The sequence below is a fragment of the Pyxidicoccus sp. M15 genome (genome assembly GCF_056858435.1).
Genome location: NZ_CM166495.1, coordinates 3215925 through 3233875 on the forward strand (window position 1 = coordinate 3215925; position 17951 = coordinate 3233875).

17 protein-coding genes are annotated in these 17951 nt (G+C 71.8%); 7 read left to right on the forward strand and 10 right to left on the reverse strand.

Features of this window, described 5'->3' with window-relative positions:
- Nucleotides 1-3: 3 nt before the first annotated feature.
- Entirely contained in the window at nt 4-711 is a 708-nt protein-coding gene (locus ACX9TP_RS12940) for an abortive infection system antitoxin AbiGi family protein (RefSeq protein ID WP_482980020.1), read from the reverse strand.
- A gap of 204 nt (nt 712-915) precedes the next feature.
- Between ACX9TP_RS12940 and ACX9TP_RS12945 the strand changes: the two genes are divergently transcribed.
- Together ACX9TP_RS12945 and ACX9TP_RS12950 are read left to right on the forward strand one after the other, a co-directional pair.
- Entirely contained in the window at nt 916-1212 is a 297-nt protein-coding gene (locus ACX9TP_RS12945) for an ArsR/SmtB family transcription factor (RefSeq protein WP_482980021.1), read from the forward strand.
- 94 nt (nt 1213-1306) lie between these two features.
- On the forward strand, nt 1307-2380 hold the full coding sequence (locus tag ACX9TP_RS12950) for an alkene reductase (protein ID WP_482980022.1): 1074 nt from the start codon (nt 1307-1309) through the stop codon (nt 2378-2380).
- A 27-nt stretch (nt 2381-2407) separates the two neighbouring features.
- Here the strand turns inward: ACX9TP_RS12950 and ACX9TP_RS12955 are convergent, their stop codons facing one another.
- Nucleotides 2408-3787, reverse strand: a complete 1380-nt coding sequence (locus ACX9TP_RS12955; RefSeq protein ID WP_482980023.1) for a cytochrome P450 — start codon at nt 3785-3787, stop codon at nt 2408-2410.
- A gap of 108 nt (nt 3788-3895) precedes the next feature.
- Between ACX9TP_RS12955 and ACX9TP_RS12960 the strand changes: the two genes are divergently transcribed.
- The 4 genes from ACX9TP_RS12960 to ACX9TP_RS12975 all read left to right on the forward strand — a co-directional run bounded on the left by ACX9TP_RS12960 (nt 3896) and on the right by ACX9TP_RS12975 (nt 7619).
- Nucleotides 3896-4303: a TonB family protein gene (locus tag ACX9TP_RS12960; RefSeq protein WP_482980024.1), complete on the forward strand. Its 408-nt coding sequence runs from the start codon at nt 3896-3898 to the stop codon at nt 4301-4303.
- 16 nt (nt 4304-4319) lie between these two features.
- Nucleotides 4320-5063: a purine-nucleoside phosphorylase gene (gene deoD, locus ACX9TP_RS12965; RefSeq protein WP_482980025.1), complete on the forward strand. Its 744-nt coding sequence runs from the start codon at nt 4320-4322 to the stop codon at nt 5061-5063.
- Between the two features lie 284 nt (nt 5064-5347).
- Nucleotides 5348-6733: a LysM peptidoglycan-binding domain-containing protein gene (locus ACX9TP_RS12970; protein ID WP_482980026.1), complete on the forward strand. Its 1386-nt coding sequence runs from the start codon at nt 5348-5350 to the stop codon at nt 6731-6733.
- A 7-nt stretch (nt 6734-6740) separates the two neighbouring features.
- Nucleotides 6741-7619 carry an alpha-ketoglutarate-dependent dioxygenase AlkB gene (locus ACX9TP_RS12975; protein WP_482980027.1) on the forward strand — a complete coding sequence of 293 codons (879 nt, stop codon included), beginning with the start codon at nt 6741-6743 and terminating at the stop codon, nt 7617-7619.
- Between the two features lie 107 nt (nt 7620-7726).
- Here the strand turns inward: ACX9TP_RS12975 and ACX9TP_RS12980 are convergent, their stop codons facing one another.
- From ACX9TP_RS12980 to ACX9TP_RS13005, 6 genes are all read right to left on the reverse strand, one after another.
- Nucleotides 7727-8983 carry a DEAD/DEAH box helicase gene (locus ACX9TP_RS12980; protein WP_482980028.1) on the reverse strand — a complete coding sequence of 419 codons (1257 nt, stop codon included), beginning with the start codon at nt 8981-8983 and terminating at the stop codon, nt 7727-7729.
- 56 nt (nt 8984-9039) lie between these two features.
- Nucleotides 9040-9942 (reverse strand): vWA domain-containing protein, encoded by a 903-nt coding sequence (locus ACX9TP_RS12985; RefSeq protein WP_482980029.1) that lies wholly within the window; start codon nt 9940-9942, stop codon nt 9040-9042.
- Between the two features lie 30 nt (nt 9943-9972).
- Nucleotides 9973-11373 carry an adenylosuccinate synthetase gene (locus ACX9TP_RS12990; protein WP_482980030.1) on the reverse strand — a complete coding sequence of 467 codons (1401 nt, stop codon included), beginning with the start codon at nt 11371-11373 and terminating at the stop codon, nt 9973-9975.
- Nucleotides 11374-11519: 146 nt separating this feature from the next.
- Complete coding sequence (locus ACX9TP_RS12995) at nt 11520-12602, reverse strand: hypothetical protein (protein WP_482980031.1); 1083 nt, start codon at nt 12600-12602, stop codon at nt 11520-11522.
- A 271-nt stretch (nt 12603-12873) separates the two neighbouring features.
- Nucleotides 12874-13851, reverse strand: a complete 978-nt coding sequence (locus ACX9TP_RS13000; protein ID WP_482980032.1) for a VWA domain-containing protein — start codon at nt 13849-13851, stop codon at nt 12874-12876.
- Nucleotides 13851-14873, reverse strand: coding sequence for a protein kinase family protein (locus ACX9TP_RS13005; protein WP_482980033.1), 1023 nt, complete (start codon nt 14871-14873; stop codon nt 13851-13853). Before ACX9TP_RS13005 ends, ACX9TP_RS13000 begins: the two co-directional genes overlap by 1 nt.
- A gap of 53 nt (nt 14874-14926) precedes the next feature.
- On the opposite strand from ACX9TP_RS13005, the gene ACX9TP_RS13010 reads away from it, so the two are divergent.
- Nucleotides 14927-15385, forward strand: coding sequence for a putative toxin-antitoxin system toxin component, PIN family (locus tag ACX9TP_RS13010; protein WP_482980034.1), 459 nt, complete (start codon nt 14927-14929; stop codon nt 15383-15385).
- Here ACX9TP_RS13010 and ACX9TP_RS13015 read toward each other — a convergent pair.
- Nucleotides 15361-16896, reverse strand: a complete 1536-nt coding sequence (locus ACX9TP_RS13015) for an NADase-type glycan-binding domain-containing protein (RefSeq protein WP_482980035.1) — start codon at nt 16894-16896, stop codon at nt 15361-15363. The genes ACX9TP_RS13010 and ACX9TP_RS13015 overlap by 25 nt on opposite strands.
- On the reverse strand, nt 16893-17891 hold the full coding sequence (locus ACX9TP_RS13020) for a multiheme c-type cytochrome (RefSeq protein WP_482980036.1): 999 nt from the start codon (nt 17889-17891) through the stop codon (nt 16893-16895). Before ACX9TP_RS13020 ends, ACX9TP_RS13015 begins: the two co-directional genes overlap by 4 nt.
- Nucleotides 17892-17951: the final 60 nt, after the last annotated feature.

Genomic DNA, 17951 nt, shown 5'->3' on the forward strand with positions numbered 1-17951 from the left:
GCGCTACCCCGTCTTGAGGCGCGCGGACTGCTCGGCGTGCTTCGCCAGGGCCTCCGCAATCTGAGCGGACGTCCACAGCGGGTCCAGGCACGGGCAGAAGTAGCCCGGGCCCGCCTTCTCCTTCACGGCCCACTCGAAGAAGCCGCGCGCGGTGGCGTGCAATTCCTCGGGGAGGAGGAGGGCGGCGACGTCGTACTCGGTGAAGCGCAGGAGCCCTGGCGCGCGCCACTCGCGCTCCCAGTCGAAGCGGTAGCTGTAGGGCGCGTTGTGGGTGTCGCCCTGGATGTCCACGAAGGGCGTCATGGACCAGATGGGCTCGCGCTGCGGCTTTCTCGCCGCCAGCGCCTGCTGCACCTGGTGCTTCAGCGCGAGGTGCGCGGGCGAGCCGTACTGGACGTACCAGACGGGGCCGCCGCCCTGGGACAGGATGTAGCTCTTGCTGAAGGCGATGCCGTACAGGCTGCGGCGCTGGACGAGCCGCGAGAGCTGGTCCAGCGGAATCTCGCTGAAGCACACCGAGCGGTGGCGGTCGGCGACGGTGGGCTCCTTCCGGGCCATGCCGAAGCCCTCCGCGCCGGGGATGAGCGTCCGCGAACCCAGGATGCTCATCATGTTCTGGTAGGAGTCATGGTAGGGCGCTCCCGGCTTCGTGAAGTGCACCACGAAGTCGGACATGTCCCGCCACTGTGAGTTGGCCTGATAGCCGAGCATGACCCTACCTCCCCGGTAATGTCCTGGACGGGGGGAGGGGATGCAACCCGAAGGGTCGGTGGCGCTCCGTGCCCGCTCGCCGTGCGTGCGGCCGGGCCGGGCCCTGTTCTCCGTCCCACCCCCAGGCGTGGAGGCGGGACTCACACGCCGTGGCCGGAGCCCATCGCGTTGCGACACACGGGCCGCGCTGGTTAGGGTTGCCTCGTGGCATCTCCCGCTCCCCAGCTCTCCGACCAGGCCTGCACCGCGCAGCGGGCGAAGGTCTTCAAGGCGCTCGCCGACCCGTGCCGCGTCCGCATCGTCGAGATGCTGGCGCGGCGGGGGGACATGTGCGGCATCGAGCTGGCGGCAGCGCTCGGGGTGAGCGGGGCCCTGCTGTCCCACCACGGCAAGGTGCTGGAGGGCGCGGGCATCATCACGAAGCGCAAGGACGGCCCCCACGCCTACTGCGTCCTCAACCGCGAGCTGCTCGCCAAGGCCTTCAAGGACCTGCTGGACTGAGCACCGCCGCCAAGGGGCAATCAAACATTCATTTGATTGTTTGAGGGGTGCCCATTACTTCGATGCGCCATCGAGTTCCTCGCGGAGGCGCACCATGTCGCAGCAGCCCCTGTTCACGCCCGTCACCCTCGGTTCCCTGAAGCTCCCCAACCGCATCGCCATGGCGCCGATGACGCGCAACCGCGCCGGGGAGGGGCAGGTGCCCACGCCGCTGATGGCGGAGTACTACGCGCAGCGCGCGTCGGCGGGCCTGCTCATCACCGAGGCCACCCAGTTCTCGCTCCAGGGCTACGGCTATCCGAACACGCCGGGCATCCACACCGACGCGCAGGTGGAGGGCTGGCGCCGCGTCACGGACGCCGTGCACGCGCGCGGTGGGCGCATCTACCTGCAGATATGGCACGTGGGGCGCATCTCCCATCCGGTGATGCAGCAGGACGGGGCGCTGCCGGTGGCGCCGTCCGCCATCGCCGCCGAGGGCACGCTCTACACCATCCAGGGCCCCAAGGCGTTCGTCACGCCGCGTGCGCTGGAGTTGAATGAGCTGCCGGGCATCGTCCAGGGCTTCGCCGAGGGCGCGCGCCGGGCGAAGGAGGCGGGCTTCGACGGCGTGGAGGTGCACGGCGCCAACGGCTACCTCCTGGACCAGTTCCTGCGTGACGGCAGCAACCGCCGCACGGACGCGTACGGCGGCAGTGTGGAGAACCGTGCGCGCCTCTTGGTGGAGGCGACGGAGGCGGTGGCGGGCGCCATCGGCGCGGACAGGACGGGCGTGCGGCTGTCGCCGATGAACGCGTTCAACAGCATGTCGGACTCGGACCCGGCGGGGACGTTCGGCTACGCGGCGGGCGCGCTCGACAAGCTCGGGCTGGCGTACCTGCACGTCATGGCGCCCGTCGCGGCTCCGGAGACGCCCCGCCTGCTGCCGCTCATCCGCGAGCGCTTCCGCGGCCCGCTGATGGTGAATGGCGGCCACTCGCTCCAGAGCGCCAATGCCGTGCTGGGGGACGGGCTGGCGGACCTGGTGTCCTTCGGCTCGCCGTACCTGGCCAACCCGGACCTGCCGGAGCGGCTGCGGAAGGGCGCGCCGCTCAACACGCCGGACCCGTCCACCTTCTACGGCGGCGACGCGCGCGGCTACACGGACTACCCGGCCCTGACGGCCTGATTCGGCCTGCGCGCCCCGGCCCAGATTTCAGGGCCGGCGGGCCGTCACCCAGACACCGGGCCTGGGGCGCAGGGTGATGGCGGGCGCCGGAGCGATGGGGTGCCCCGGCGCCAGGTCCAGCCGCACGCGCTGGAGCAGCGTGGCCAGCACGAGCACCAACTCCATCAGTGCGAACTGGTTGCCGATGCACTGGCGCGGCCCGCCGCCGAAGGGGAAGAAGGTGAAGCGCGGACGCTCCCGCTCGCGCTCGGGGAGGAAGCGGTCCGGGTCGAAGGCGTCGGGGTTGTCCCAGAGCTTCGGGTGACGGTGCAGCACCCACGGGACGATGAGCACATACGAGCCCTTGGGGACGCGGAAGCCTCCCACGACGTCGTCCTGGATAGCGGCGCGCGAGAAAATCCACGCGGGCGGGTAGAGGCGCAGCGACTCGTCCACCACGCGGCGGGTGAGCGCGAGCTTCGGCAGGTCCTCCACCGTGGGCGTGCGGCCCGACAGCTCTCGCGCCAGCTCGGCCTCCAGCTTGCCGCGCACGTCGGGGTGCTGGGACAGCAGCATCACCGTCCACGCGAGCGCGCTGGCCGTCGTCTCGTGCCCGGCCAGCAGCAGCGTCATCACCTCGTCGCGCAGCTGCGTGTCGCTCATGCGCTCGCCGGTGTCCTCGTCGCGCGCGTCCATCAGCATCTGCAAGAGGTCGTGGTGCTCACCGCCCTCGCGGCGGCGGCGCTCGACGATGGTGCGCACCACGCGGTCCAGCGTGCCCGCGTCCTTCGCGAAGCGCCGGTGCGAGGGGAGGGGCAGGGCGCGCGGCAGCGGGATGAGCTGGGTGAGGCGCGCGTTGGCGAACGTCTGCACGCGGCCCAGGGCGTCGCCCACGGCGCGCGACTCGTCGCCCACCTCGGTGCCGAAGAGGGTGAGGCCGGCGATGCGCAGCGTCAGGTGGGTGAGGTCCTCGGCCACGTCGAAGGGCTCGCCGCTGGCGATGCGCGCTTCGAGCGCTCGGGCCAGGTCCGCCGTCGCGTCCACCATGGTGCTGGCGAAGCCGGCGAGCCGCTGGCGGTGGAAGGCGGGCTGGGCCAGCCGGCGCTGGCGCAACCAGAAGTCTCCCTCGCTGGTGAGCAGCCCCTGCCCGAGCAGCTCGCGAATCACCGCGAAGCCGCGCGTCTGCTTGTTGTAGTTGCGCGCGTTGTCCTGGAGCACGTGGCGCACGGAGTCCGCGTGGGCCAGCAGCGTCACGTACACCGGGCCGACGCGGATGCGCACCACGTCCCCGTACTCGCGCACCTGCGCGGGGAAGTAGGTGAGCGGGTCCTTCCGCAGGGCGCGCAGGTTGCCCAGCAGCGGCTCACCGCGAGGTCCGGGAGGCGGGAGCGGGGCGATGGACGGCGGGGCGACGACGGTGGAGGACATGGCGGGTGCAATCCCCTGGCGGGCGGGTGTCCCATTGTCGACCCGCGCTGGCGCGGACGATAGGGGTTCGTGCTCCCTGGCGGGCGCGGAGGTAGCCTCGCGCGCACCATGGACACCCTGTTCCGCACCCGCCGCCTGACCCTCGTGACGCTGCTCGCACTGGCCGTGGCCCCCGTAGCCCTGGCCGCCGCCGGCAGCCCGCGCCTGGAGGCCTTCTTCCAGAACGAGCTGAAGAGTGCTGACTACCAGCAGAAGGTCTACTCCCGCGTGGCCGGGAAGTGGCGGCAGCCGAAGGGCACACCGGCCCTGGGGAAGAAGGCGGTGGTGCAGGCGGTGATTGGCCGGGACGGGAAGCTCGTGTCCGCTACCGTGACGACGCCGTCGGGCTCCAAGGCGTGGGATGCCGCCGCGCTGGCGGCCGTGAAGCAGGCCGCGCCCTTCCCGGCGCTCCCGGCCAGCTACACGCAGTCCACGCTGGACGCTCACTTCCACGTGTCCTGGGTGGCCGGCCCGTAGGGTATGGTGCGCGGCCATGGCAACTCCTCATATCTCCGCCGCACCCGGTGACTTCGCCGACGTGGTGCTGATGCCCGGCGACCCCCTGCGGGCCCGTCATATCTCCGAGCGCTTCCTGGAGGAGGCCCGTGGGGTCACCTCCGTGCGCAACATGTACGGCTTCACCGGGACGTTCCGGGGCCGCCGGATTTCGGTGATGGGGCACGGCATGGGCATCCCCTCCGTCTCCATCTACGCCACCGAGCTCATCAAGACGTATGGCGCGCGCGTCCTCATCCGCGTGGGCAGCTGCGGCGCCCTGCGCCCGGACGTGAAGCTGCGCGACGTCATCGTCGCCACCGGCGCCGGCACCGACTCCAAGGTGAACCGGATGCGGCTGCTGGACCACGACTTCCCCGCGGTGCCGGACTTCACCCTGGCGAGGCGCGCGGTGGAGGCGGCCGAGAAGCGCGGCCGGCCGGTGCGCGCCGGCCCCGTCTTCTCCTCGGACCTCTTCTACCACCCGCAGGAGCAGCTCAACGCCACGCTGGGGCGCATGGGCATCCTCGCCGTGGAGATGGAGGTCGCCGGGCTCTACGGCATTGCCGCCGAGACGGGGACCCGTGCGCTCGCGCTGCTCACCGTGTCCGACCACCTCCTGACGCACGAGGCGCTCAGCCCGCACGAGCGGCAGACCTCGTTCGACGAGATGATCGAGCTGGCGCTGGACGTCGCCATCGCCGAGCCCCCGCCCGCGGCCCCCGCCCCGAAGGCGGGCTGAAGTCCCCTGCCGCGTCCTGCCTCCGCGCGAGTCCCACGCGGAGCGGGATGCGGGCGTCAACCGGCCGCGCCGCGCCTCGCCGGACAGCAGCCGGGCAGGGTGGTGGGGTGGAGCGCTTCCCTCTGAAACTGTGGGGTGGGCGGGCCCGGCCTGCCCCCGGGGGCAGGGAGGCGTTCACAAATCCGAGGCAGGTACTTGGAGCCCGGACGGATTCCGGGTCATCCTTCGCCCCGGTGCGTTACCCAATCTGGCTCCTGCTCGTTTGCGCCGGCTGTGCCGCGCGCGTGGCTCCCACCGCTGGCACTGCGCCGGCCCTCGCCGCCGTGCGTCCGGAGGTCTCGGACGCGCCGCGCTCCGAGGCGCCGCCGGCTGCCGCCCCGACACCGGCGCCCGCCGTGATTGCCGCTGAAGCGGTGGCCGCGGCTCCCGCTGCCCCCGAGGGGGACTGCGCGCTGTCCGCCGAGGACCAGGAGGGCGAGGACGACGAGGCGGAGGTCGCCGACGGCGAGGCGGGTGACGACGGCGAGTCCCCGGAGGCCGTGGCCACGGGCGACGTGCCGACGGGGCCGCTGTACTCGGCGGACATCTCCGACGAGGACCTGGCGAAGAAGTGGAAGGACGAGATTGCCTCGCTCGGGTCCATGGCGGTGGGCTTCGTGCACAGCGGCCGGCTGGTGAACGCGAAGCGCTTCCCGCAGGGGCCGGAGTGGATTGTCGTCTCCCCCGAGGTGGCCTATGCCACCGAGGAGACGGTCAACTACCTCACCGAGGCCATCCGCGAGGTGCGCGCGAAGTTCCCGGAAGCGCCGCCGCTGCGGGTCAACGGCATCAGCAACAAGGAGGGCGGCTACCTGCGCCCCCACAAGAGCCACCAGAACGGCCGGGACGTGGACGTCGGCTTCTACTACCCGACGGTGGACCCCATCCGTGAGCGCGAGCGCGAGAAGTACATCAACGTGCCGCTCAACTGGGCCTTCGTTCGCGCGCTCATCACGAAGACGGACGTGCAGATGGTCCTCGTGGACCGGCGCGTGCGGCAGGTCATCTACAACTACGCGCTGTCCATCGGTGAGGACAAGGCGTGGCTCGACTCGCTCTTCAACGACGGCCCCACGGGCGTCGTGCGCCACGCGCGCCGGCACCGCGACCACTTCCACGTGCGCTTCCACAACCCGCGCGCGCAGGAGCTGGGCCGTCGGGTGCAGCCGCTCCTGGCGCTCCAGCCCGAGTACAACGTCACCACGCACCGGATTCGCAACGGTGACACGCTGGGTGGCATCGCGCTGAGGTACGGGTCGACGGTGTCGATGATCAAGAAGGCCAACCGGATGCGCAGCAACTTCCTGCGCGCCGGGCAGCGGCTGTCCGTGCCGCTGCGCGGGCCCTGCACGCATTGCCCCGTGCCGCCGCCGTTCCTGCTGCCTCCGCGCCGCCTGCCGCCCGAGGCCCTGGCGCCCGCGCTCGTCGCCGAGAAGGCCCCGGCCGCTTCGGACTGCGCGAAGCCGGCTCCGGCCGCCGCCGTGCCGGCCGTGGCGGCTTCTTCCGAGGGCAACGCCGTGGTGCCCGCCGCGTCCTCCTCGTCCGAGGGGAATGCCGCGGTGGCCGTGCCCGCCGTGGGTACGGGGGCCGCCGCTGAAGGGGCTTCCGCCGGCATCTCGCACGGGCGCTGAGGCGCCCATGGCCTTTCCTCCCCACCGGGGGCGCCCGCTGGCCCACAAGGTCCGGCAGCGCACCCCGGGCCACCATTACAACGCGAGCTTCCTGTCCGCCGCTGACAAGGCGGAGGCCGTCGCGTGGCTCGGCACGCTCCACCCGCTGTGGGAGGAGCGCTACTCGAAGCACTTCCCGCCACCGCCCGGGCAGTCGCAGCGGCGGCTCTTGCGGCCGGTGTACTGGCTGGGCAACTGGCAGTTCGCGTGCCTCGACTACTACCGCCCGCCGAAGGGCCTGCTGAACCGGTGCGTGAAGGCGGAGCCCTTCCCGGCGGTGCTCCAGCGCCAGGTGACGAAGATCGAGGAGCTGGCGAGGCGGATGTTCCGCGGGCCAGACATGCCGAAGGGCTGGCACCTCAACACGTGCCTGGTGAACTTCTACGGCAGCCGTCTGGAGGACGGGCGCTGGGTGGACACCGCGCGGGTGGGCGAGCACAAGGACTTCGAGCCGGGGCCGGTGGCCTCGCTGTCCTTCGGTGAGCGGGCCCTCATCCAGTTCGTCACCTCCACCCGCCCGGGTGAGCGCGACGAGGTGGTGCTGGAGCAGTGGCTGGATGACGGCTCGCTCCAGCTCTTCGGCGGTGCGAGGTGGAAGGAACAGACGTTCCACCGGGTGCAGCGGGTGGACACGCGCGCCGGCCACGAGATGCCGCCGGAGCTGCCGGACTTCCGCACCCGCCGCATCAACCTCACGTTCCGCTACGTGCCCGACGAGCACGTGATTCCCTTCGCGAAGCTGTCTCCCGAGGCCCGCGAGGACGTGCGGCCGTACATGGCGGAGCTCGCGAAGGGCAGTGCGTTCTTCCGGGCGGAGCTGGAGAAGGAGCGGCAGGCGTCGCCCTGACGGCGCCGCGCCGTGCGCAGGTGCGCGTGGCCGGCTCTCCCGAGCCGCGCCTCCAGGTCAATGCTCCCGGGCGGCCCGAGGTGTCCGGGGGCCGACGCTGCGAGCGCTCAGCGTCCGCGCTTCTTGTGCGTCCGCGCGTGCCGTCCGGGGCCCTGCTCGGGTGAGCGCTTCGGCTGGCTCGCTCCCTGCTGTGGCGGCCCCGGGTCCCTCTGCGCGGCGAGGAAGTTCTCCCAGTGCTCCTTGAACACGGGGTCCTCGCGCGGCACGGGCACGCGGGGAATCTCCGCGCGCATGATGCTCTCAATCCTCGTGACGACCTGTCCCTCCCGGGTCATCGCGAAGGTGGACGCCACGCCACTCGCCGCGGCGCGCGCGGTGCGGCCGATGCGGTGGACGTAGTCCTCGGGCGCGTGCGGCAGGTCGTAGTTGATGACGTGCCCCACGTCCTCCACGTCCAGGCCGCGCGCGGCGATGTCCGTGGCCACGAGGACGCGGTACGTGCCGTCGCGGAAGCCGTCCATCGCCTGCCGCCGCTGGTTCTGCGTGCGGTCCGCGTGCAGCAGGGCGGCGCGGTAGCCGGCCTTCTGGAGCGCCTTGTGCACCTTCTCCACGCGCTCCTTCGCCCGGGCGAACACGAGCGTCGTCTTCTCCTCGCTGGCGAGCAGCGTGAGCAGGAGCGGCGTCTTCTCCTCCGCCCTCACGAAGTACAGCCGCTGCTCCGCGCGCTCGGCGGGGGTGCCGCTGCGGGTCACCTCCACGCGCACGGGGTTGTAGAGGCGCTGGCGCGCGAAGCGGCTCACGTCCGGGCCCAGCGTCGCGGAGAACAGGAGCGTCTGCCGGCGGTGGGGGAGGGCGGCGAAGATGCGCTCGAGCTGCGGCAGGAAGCCCATGTCCAGCATCCGGTCCGCCTCGTCGAGCACGAGCGCCTCCAGGTGCGGGAAGGCGGCGGCATCGTTCTCCAGCAGGTCCACCAGCCGCCCCGGCGTGGCGAGCACGAAGGTGGGGCGCTCCTTCAGCGCATTGACCTGGGCCCCCATGTCCTCCCCGCCGATGACCACCGCGTGGGTGAGGCCGAGCGGCTCGGCGAAGAAGCGCACCGGCTCCGCGATTTGCAGCACGAGCTCGCGCGTGGGGGCGAGCACCAGGGCGAGCGTGCCCTTCCTCCTGGCGAAGCGCTCCACCAGGGGCACCACGTACGCGGCCGTCTTGCCGGTGCCGGTGGCGGCGCAGCCGATGATGTCCCGCCCTTCGAGGGCGGGAGGAATGGCCTGCTCCTGGATGGGAGTGGGCCGGGTGAAGCGCGCCCGGCGCAGGGCGCCGAGCGTCTCCCGCGAGAGGCCGAGTGTTTCGAAGGAGTCGCTCACGCCCTTGGGCTACCACGGCGCGAGGCCCCGTGGGAGAGCCCTTGCGTGTCTCTGTCCTACGCCGCGCGCCGGAGGACGTGGGCCCAGGGCTCGATGGCCCGGACGATGCCCTTCACGCGCTCCTTCGGCGTGCCCGAGGCGAGCAGCCGCTCGGCGACGGCGTCGACGCTGGGGACGGCGCGCTCGGTGAGGGCCACCAGCGCGGCGGCCACGTCGCAGGTGTCCGCCGGGTCATCCATGCAGATGACCCTGTCGCCCATGTACCCGCGCCAGAACTTCTCGCAGCGGCCCCGGCGGTTCTGGTCGGGGATGAGGAAGAACGGGTGGAAGGTCTTGTCCAGCCGGCTGATGACCTCTTCCATGGGCACGTCCCGAGGGGCGGGCCCGATGTGCCGGGTGATGTGCTCCTTCGCCACGTGAGGGAAGGCGGGCTCGTCGCCCGTCATGAAGAAGTAGCCCTTCTTCCCGCGCTTCTCGTAGCAGTCCATCAAGGTGTGCTCGGCGGCGAAGTACATGCCCAGCTCGTACGTCTCACCCGGGTTGTTGCCGCCGCCGCGCTCCAGGAACATCCACGTGAGCCACTGGTCCATCTGCTGCTCGGAGGACTCGAACTGGCCCACCTGGAGCGGCGCGCGGTCCATGTACGCATCGCCCACCGCCATGAACATCACCTGTGGGTCGGGGATGCCCGCTTCCATCAGGTCCTTCATGAAGGACGGCAGCGTCTGACGCGCGAGGATTTCGGGGATGTTGCCCATGGAGCCCGTCACGTCGAGCGCCATGACGACGGACAGCGAGTTGGGGTGCGCCTCACTGTCCCGGCTCTCGCGGAACTTCACGCCGTAGGGGTCCATCCTTGGATGACACTCGCGCTGCCGGAAGACCTCCTGCTGCGGAAGTTCCTTGCGCGCCTTCGTCATCGCCTCGTGCGCTTCGTAGCTGTAGCTGCCGTACCCCATGTCACGACCCCCTCGTGTGTGGGCCCGAGGCTAGCCCGGAGCCGTGCGCGCCGTCAGCCCCCGCTCCCGCTTGTCGCGCGCGGCGGGGCCGTGGGACGTCACCGACACCCGGGCGCCCAGCGTGGACTCGACCCATGCGACGAAGCGGTCTGCTCGGCCGATGGGAGGCGCTCCCAGGTCCAGCTCCTCTCGGAGGGGCGTGCACGTGGTCAGCGCCTGGGTGAGGCGCTCCTGGTGGGCGAGGTCCTGGTGCGGGCCCAGGCGCGGCGCCGTCACCCGGGTTGCGTCCTCCGCGTCCCGGACGAGCACGTCGTCAGCCATCGGCGGCGCACGCCAGGCCGCGCACACGGGCCAGCGGGCCGCGAGCCGGTCCAGGTGGGTGAGGGCCAGGGAATCCACGCCACCACAGGCGGCCAGGGCGTAACGCGCGAGCACGGCATCGAAGGCGCCCACGCGGAAACCTCCCTGCCAGCCCGCGGCGCCGTTGTGCGGCTCGGGCAGGGCGGGGGCGAGGGCGGGCTCCTCGGTGGGAAAGGGGCCTTCGCCGTGGCGGGTGGCATAGGCGCGCAGCACGCCGAGCCGGTGGACCTCGCCGTCGAAGTCCTGCTCTCGAAGCAGCTCCAGGGCGAGGTCGAAGGTGCAGGTGCTCCAGGTGGTGTGCGGGTGGAAGCCACGCCACTCGTCCAGCAGCACGCCCTGCGCGCCCTCGAAGACGGTGGGGCCCTCGCGGAGCTGTGTGCCCAGCCAGTCGTCGCCCACCACGCGCTCACGGGGACGCAGGGCCTGCACGGCTTCCGCCCAGCGCTCGGCGACGTCCACGTCATCCATGAGCGCCAGCTCGGGCTCGGCCTGGGGATGCTTCCTCGCGGCGCGTAGCACGTCCGCCAGCTCCGAGCGCAGCCGCTCCTGGGCGGCGCGGGCCTTGCGCGCGAGCGACACGGGTTGGCTCAGGTCTCCAGCATGGAGCGCGTCCTTCGGGTGCGCGAGCGCATCCCGCACCGTCTCTCCCACGCCGACACCGCAGGTGCCGTGGCGTCCCGTGCCTCGCGCCAGCTCGCGCAACCTGCCTGCGGCCTGGTGGAAGGGCGTGATGACCCGCGCGCCCTCGCTCACGGTGGTCCGCTCCAGCGCGTCCGGCACGCCGCGTTCCGAGAGGTAGCGGGCCTCCACCCGCATGGCCAGGGGATGGAGCACCGTGGTCCGGGCCAGGTGCGTGCGCACGCCCGGGACGAAGGTGCCCGCGCCGAACTGAGAGAAGGTGTGGTGCCGCCCGTCATCGGTGACGACGTTGTGGCCCGCCTGGGCTCCGCCGTTGAAGCGCACCACGAGCCGCGCACCGTGGCGGCGCACCAGCCAGTCGGTGAGCGTGCCCTTCCCGGCGTCTCCGAAGCCGAGGTCGACGACGAGGTGGGCTGTGCGGGAGGGACTCATGGGCAGGGCGTGACACGAGGGCCGGCCCACAGCATCGCACGGTGTGCTCTGGCGGCGGACTCCCTCCTGGCCTCGGACAACCGCTCGCGCCCGGGGCCGCGTCGAGCCCGGACGCGGCCCCTTTCGTGTTCGACGCCCGCCTGCCGCTACGGCTCGCCCTTCTGGGACAGCCGCTCCTGGACGACGGTGGCGCTTCCCGAGGGAATCTCCATCCGCTGGGGGAAGCCGTGGGCGTCGAGCTCCAGCTTCACGGACGTCGGTCCCAGCTCCATCGTGGCGGCGCCAGCTCCCGCCTCCGCGCGGGGGCGCACCACCACCTTCGTCGGCGCGGACGCGTCGGCGGGCGGCACCCACAGCATGGCCTCCAGCGCCCCGCCCTGGCCCTTCAGCAGGCCTTCGCGGAGCCGCGCGGCGAGCCCCACCTCACCGATGAGCTCGCCCCCCAGCTTCGCCTGCAGCTCCTTGGACCCCAGCTGGCCCGAGACGCCGTAGCTCCCGTCCTGCTCCCGGCGCAGGCGCACATTCGCGGCGACCGTGTCGTTGACCCGCTTGGTATAGCTCTTGGCGACGAGCACTCCCGAGGTGTCCGCCTGCTCCGTGACGTTGGTGTCCTGGAACTGGAGCTGGGCCGGGGCTCCGGGACGCACCATCGTGGTGCTGACCTCGAGGATGCTCCCGCCCGCCTTGGAGCCGAAGAGCGCGGTGTACTGGAAGCCCAGCGTCAATTCGCCCAGCCGCATCACCTGCACGTCGCTGTAGTAGGGCAACACCGGCTGCTCCGGCGCCGTGGAGGTGAGGCCCGTGGCGATGGACTCGGTGACGTCGAGGAAGGTGCGCGTGTAGCCCAGCTCGTTGTGGAAGCACGTCTTGGGGAGCACGGGGTCCGCGTGCACCATCACCTTGATGCGGCCCACCTGCACGGCCGGAGCGGTGCCTCGCGAGTAGTCACCCTCGAGGTACATGGCGGGGCTGCCCGTGAAGCTCTTGACCTCCGTGGCTCGCACCCGCTCCACGGTGACGTCATCGAGGATGGCCTCGAGCAGGCCCCGCGTCGCGGCTCCGGCGTCGATGGGGCTTGTATAGAAGAGACAGATGACCGGCTCGGAGGTCCCAATCGGGAGGGTGAGGAGGGTCACCCCATTGGGGCGCTTCATCAGCTCCGGCGTACCCGCGGCCAGCACCTTGCCCCGGAAGAGGACTCCCTCGGCCTCCACGGGCTTGCTCGGCAACGGCGCGGTGATTTCCCGGGCGAGCGCTTCACGGACGGTGCGAGGCGCGGCGGGCGCTGACGCCGCGGGAGCGGGCGTGGGCGTGGATTCAGTGCGGCTCGCGGCGGGGCTGGTCGCACAGCCAGTGAGCAGAACGGCGGAAAGCAGGGTCAGTCTGGGGAGAGGCATGCGGCACCAGTCGCGGAGAGGTCGGACGTCCTGACGACGTATTCGCAATGGGGGCACGAGTCTGGTCGTGCCCGGGCGCTGACCCTGCTCCACGACGTGCGAATCAGCGAAGGCGCCGGTGCCCCGAGTTGTCGTCGTTCGTGGGCAGGTGCTCGTCCTCCAGCTCGGGCCGGGGGATGCCATCCCGTCCCAGCGTCGCCGCGAAGGGCGTCAGCGCACGGATGACGGCGCCCAGCCGCTGCCGCGTCAGGTCCTGCTGCTTCAAGTGCCGGGCGAGCGCATCCAGGTCGGAGAACGCGCCCTCGCACAGTCCCACCAGCCCCGCCGCCACCTCCACGGTGTCGGTGGGGTCCTCCATGCAGATGACGCGGTCGCCGAGCAGCTCCCGCCAGTCGCGCTCGCAGTTGCGCCGCCGCGCGAGGTCCGGGATGAGGAAGAACGGCTCGTAGGTGTGCTGCAGCTCGTCCACCACCTGCTTCACCGGCAGGTCCTGCTCCAGCGTGTCGCCGATGAGCTGCTTCACCTGCTTGCGCGAGACATAGCCGTAGGGCCGCTCGTCGCCCGTCATGAAGAAGTAGCCCCGGCGCTTGCGCTTGCGCCAGCAGTCCAGGTCCGTGTGACGGGCCGCGAAGTACATGCCCAGCTCGTAGGACTCCGTTCCCGCCGCGCCGCCTCCGCCTTCCAGGTAGCTCCACGTGAGCCACTGGTCCATCTGCCGCTCGGAGGACTCGAACTGGCCCACCTGGAGCGGCGCCCGGTCACCGTCCGCGTCACCCACCGCCATGAAGAGCACCTGCGGGTCGGGGATGCCCGCGTCCAGCAGTGCTTTCATGAAGGCCGGCAGCCGGTGCCGCGCCAGCAGGTCGGGGATTTCCCCCATGGAGCCGGTGACGTCGAGCGAGAAGATGATGCCGAGCGACTGTGGATGGGCCTCGCTGTCGCGGCTCTCGCGCCACTTCACGCCGTGCGGCTCCATCAGCGGATGGCAGCGCTCCTGCCGGAAGACCTCCTGGCGTGGGAGTTCCGCCCGCGCCCGGGTCATCGTCTCGTGGGCCTCGTAGCTGTAGCTTCCGTGTCCCATCAGCGCCACCCCGGCATCGAGAAGGGGATGAACTTCGGCTCCCCGAAGGACTCGCGCGCCGCCTGGGACACGCGCTCCTTGAGCTGCCACGCGTCGTGGGCCACCTCTCGGTGGTCCACGTCACACTGCTGCTTCAAGAGGTCCGCCAGCGGAGGCGGCACCGCTCCCGGCGTCGAGCCCGTGGCGGCATCTCCTCCCAGCACCCAGGCGATGCTCCGCGCGGCCATCACCAGGTCGGTGGTGGGCGTGGGCGCATCGCCCTTCCAGAGGGCCTCCGGGTAGAAGTCCCGGTGACGCGCGCTGGTGCAGGGAAGTGACTGGCGCGAGGCGAAGCGCACGGCGCTGGACCAGCCCACCAGCATGAGGCCGTGGTCCCTCGGGTGGATGAGCAGGTGCGGTGGCAGCACGGCGCCATGCACGTAGCCGTTGCGGTGCACGAAGCCGAGCGCCTCCAGCAGGCGCTTCCACATCCACACCGCCGCGCGCGGGTCCACGCCGCTGGAGTACTCGTCGCGCACGTCGGTGAGCGAGTGCTGGAAACCGCTGTTCCACCGGTACACCGCCGCCGCGCGAGGCGTGCCCTCCGGGTCCTTCACGGGGCCCCGCGCCACTGGCTGCGGGAGGAGCCGGGTGAAGTGCTCGGCGCCCTGGGCCCTGCTGCCGTGGAGCTCTTCGAGAATCTCGTACTCGCGCGCGACGAGGTCCGCGTCCGAGAGGGCCCGGACCACCTTGAGCACCACCATCTCGGTGATGCGCGCGTCGCGCCGCGCGAGGAAGACATCGCTGCTGTCCCCGCGTCCCAGCCTGCCGAGCAGCACGTAGCGCGTGCCCGCGACGGTGACGCGGGGGCGGTCCGGCGCGAAGGGCGGGTCGTCCGCGGGGCGCGCGGGCCTGGGCCACACCGCCGCGCCGGACGCGGACACCATGGCGCCGCAGTACTCGCAGTCGAGGATGCCGTTGGGTGAAGAAGGCGGTGGCAGCTTCGCGCCGCAGCCAGGACACTTCAGGAGCTGTAATTCCATCCCGCCCTCGTGTTCTCCGGGGCGAACATAGCGCACCCTCCCCGGAATCCCGCATGCCCTCCACACTCCCCGTCGTCCTCGACACCAATGTCGTGCTGGACCTCTTCGCCTTCGACGACGTGCACGCCCGCCCCCTGGCCGAGGCCCTCGACGCGGGGACGCTCACGGCCTGGGCGGACGCGGACACGCTGGCGGAACTGGGCTACGTGCTCGCGTCGCGCAACTTCCGTCCGGGGTGGGACGCGGCGGCGCGGCAGGTGACGCAGGAGCGCTACCGCGCCCTGGCACGCGTGGTGCCGGCGGGGGAGGGGACGCCCGCGCCGGAGCTGCCCCGCTGCCGCGACCGGGACGACCAGAAGTTCCTCCTCCTGGCCGCCCGCGCCGGGGCCGCGTGGCTGGTGAGCAAGGACAAGCGCGTGCTGTCCATGGCCGGCCGGAGCGGACTGCCCTTCACCATCCTCACCGTCCGCCAGGCCGTGGAGCGCCTTCAGGCATTGGTGGCGGGGCGGTAGCGCACCACGCGCACGGAGAGGTCATTGACGATGAACGAGGTGATGGAGGACACGCGCGACTTGCCGCCCGCATCGGTCCACTCGAGCACGTGGATGCGCAGGGGCTCGCCGACCTCCAGGTTCTCCTCCGCGTGCGCGCGCACGAGCACCACGCTGGCCTTGTCCCCCGCGTAGCTGACGAGCGTCTGGCGGAAGGTGAGCCAGGACTCGCGGCTTCCGGACTCCTCGGTCAGCCCGCGCAGGAAGGCGGTGGGACGCGCGAGGGGGCCGACGATGAACTCGCCGCCGGTGAGCTGGTGCTTGAGTTGCTCCTCCTTGCTGCTCAGCGGGCCGTCGAAGCAGCCCATGCACTCCTCTTCGCAGCTGCAGTCGTAGCTGTCCTCGGGCTGGGCTTCCGTCTTGCGGCGCTCCACGCATTGCGCCGTGCAGACCTTCTGTGCCTGGGCTTCCTTCTTCTTCGTCTTCGCGATGGTGGCCCGCATCTGCGCCTGGGTGGCATCGGCCTCGAAGAAGGAGGCGTCCCCCTGGTGCAGCAACCCCGCGACGCGCACGAGGCCGTCGTCATCCATGACGGAGAGCGCGGAGCGCGCGGCGGCTCGCTGGGGCCGGAGCTGGGCGGGCTTCACGCGCGTCCACTTCGCCCGGGCCTCCGAGGCCTGGCCCCCGCGCTCCAGGTCCGCGCGGTCGAACAGTGCGGCCACCTCGCGCGCGCGGGCGAGCGCCTCGCGGTAGGCCTCCTTCTCGGGGACGGTGGCGAGGATGCCGACCGCTCCGGACTGGCCCTCGGGAATGGCGCCCTGCTCCCAGGTGCGCTTGAGCGACAGCAGCTTCTCCGCCTTGTAGCGCGGCGCCCACTCCAGCTTCGCCTGGGTGTCGTTGCGCTCGGCGGCCTGCTTCCGCTCGTAGGCGAAGGCGCGCACCTGCTCGTAGGCGGCGGCCTCCGCTTCCGGCTTGTAGGGGTCCTCGCCGTCCACGTAGACGCGCAAGTCACTGAGGCAGGTGTCGTCGTACGCGGTGCCCGGGTACGTGGACACGAGCGTGAGCCGCACGCCCGCCACCTGCGCCGGCACGGGCAGGCGCACCTCCTGCCAGCCCTGCACGTCCTTGAGCTCCGTCTCCAGCGCGGTGCCCGTCACCTGCGCGCCCGTCTCGGCCTGGACGAGCGGCTCCAGCTTCACCTTGCGCGGGCGCGCGTTGGCGCGGAAGAGCTTGTCGGACTTCTGGAAGCCGTTGCGTACGAAGACGCGGAAGGACTTCGCCTTCGTCAGCGCGGGGCCCCACCACTCGATGGCCTCGCCCTCGCCGCGCCCCTTGGCGCCCTCCACCCACGCGGTGGTCGGGTCGTCGTCCGCCACGTAGAGGGGCAGGTAGTTCTGCGCGTGCTTGTTCCAGCCGTTCTCCAGGAAGGAGGACGCCGTCACCCGGCGCGGGTGCAGCCGGTGCGCTCCACCCGCGTCGGGTTCGAGCATCACCGGCGGCGCGGCGGCGAGGATGAGCGAGAGGAGAATCATGGTTCGTGCTCCTTGTCCTTGGACGGCGGGCGGGTCTGCACTGGCGCGGCCCATAGCACCAGCCGCGACAGTCCCGCGGGGTACAGCCCCGAGTCTTCCTGCTCCCGGGACACGAGGTGATAGACGATGCGGGCGTAGCGGGCGCCCACGGGCAGGGGCACGCGGCGTGTCTCGCCGGGCAGCAGGCGGGTGTCCTCCACCGCGCCCAGGTGCGGCAGCGGCTCTCCCGGCCAGGCGCGGACTTCGAGCCGACGGCCGAAGGTGGCCACCGTGCGGGGGGACTCGAAGAGGGGCTCGTCCGCCACCTCCACGCTCACCCATCGCATGACGTCGCCGGTGGGGAAGGCGTGGCCCACCTCGCGCGTGGAGATTCGGAGCGCGCCGCGGTCCTGCGCCACCACGAGCGCGGCCTTGAGGGACTCCGTGCGCCGCGTGCCGCCGAGGCCGTGGTCTCCGCGTGGCATGTGGCAGGCCGTGCAGTGGCGTGTGTCGCGGGACTGCTCGCGCCAGCGGGTCCACTCGCCCACCGTGTCCTGCTGCCACTGGGTGGAGGAGAGGTGCACCCGCCGGCCTCCTCCGTCCAGCACCGGGAAGCCGAACTGGTGGCAGCCCGCGCAGGGCATGCCCGGCGTGGCGCGGGCCTCGCCGAGCGCGGCGTGACAGCCGGCGCAGGTGACTCCGTGCTCCTCGGTGGAGCTGCCGGGGGGAAGGGCGCCGCGCTCCAGGTTGCGCGCGAGCGGGGCGTGGCACTGCACGCACCAGGCGGGACGGTCCTCGGTGATGGCGACCTGGAAGACGTCGTCGATGCGCGCGTTGGCGTGGCCGCTGTTCCGCCACGACTCCACCTGGGCCGGGTGGCACTCCTCGCAGCGCTTCACGTCCCAGTCGGGCAGGCCGTGCGGCGCGGGCCCCGGCTCCATCCGCGCCGTGCCCTGCGGGAAGCGCGGCGTGGGCGCGGCGGCGAGCAGCGAGAGGGTGAGGAGGAGGGCGTGCACTGTTGGCGACACAGTGTAGGCGCGCGGGTGGTGAAAGGGCGACCCCTCCCCGGGGCGGCG

Excerpts from the sequence above, each read along its gene's own strand:
- ACX9TP_RS12940 (WP_482980020.1), bottom strand. The coding sequence starts at position 711 with ATGCTCGGCTATCAGGCCAACTCACAGTGGCGGGACATGTCCGACTTC.
- ACX9TP_RS12950 (WP_482980022.1), top strand. The coding sequence starts at position 1,307 with ATGTCGCAGCAGCCCCTGTTCACGCCCGTCACCCTCGGTTCCCTGAAG.
- ACX9TP_RS12955 (WP_482980023.1), bottom strand. The coding sequence starts at position 3,787 with ATGTCCTCCACCGTCGTCGCCCCGCCGTCCATCGCCCCGCTCCCGCCT.
- ACX9TP_RS12960 (WP_482980024.1), top strand. The coding sequence starts at position 3,896 with ATGGACACCCTGTTCCGCACCCGCCGCCTGACCCTCGTGACGCTGCTC.
- deoD (WP_482980025.1), top strand. The coding sequence starts at position 4,320 with ATGGCAACTCCTCATATCTCCGCCGCACCCGGTGACTTCGCCGACGTG.
- ACX9TP_RS12975 (WP_482980027.1), top strand. The coding sequence starts at position 6,741 with ATGGCCTTTCCTCCCCACCGGGGGCGCCCGCTGGCCCACAAGGTCCGG.
- ACX9TP_RS12985 (WP_482980029.1), bottom strand. The coding sequence starts at position 9,942 with ATGGGGTACGGCAGCTACAGCTACGAAGCGCACGAGGCGATGACGAAG.
- ACX9TP_RS12990 (WP_482980030.1), bottom strand. The coding sequence starts at position 11,373 with ATGAGTCCCTCCCGCACAGCCCACCTCGTCGTCGACCTCGGCTTCGGA.
- ACX9TP_RS13000 (WP_482980032.1), bottom strand. The coding sequence starts at position 13,851 with ATGGGACACGGAAGCTACAGCTACGAGGCCCACGAGACGATGACCCGG.
- ACX9TP_RS13005 (WP_482980033.1), bottom strand. The coding sequence starts at position 14,873 with ATGGAATTACAGCTCCTGAAGTGTCCTGGCTGCGGCGCGAAGCTGCCA.
- ACX9TP_RS13010 (WP_482980034.1), top strand. The coding sequence starts at position 14,927 with ATGCCCTCCACACTCCCCGTCGTCCTCGACACCAATGTCGTGCTGGAC.
- ACX9TP_RS13015 (WP_482980035.1), bottom strand. The coding sequence starts at position 16,896 with ATGATTCTCCTCTCGCTCATCCTCGCCGCCGCGCCGCCGGTGATGCTC.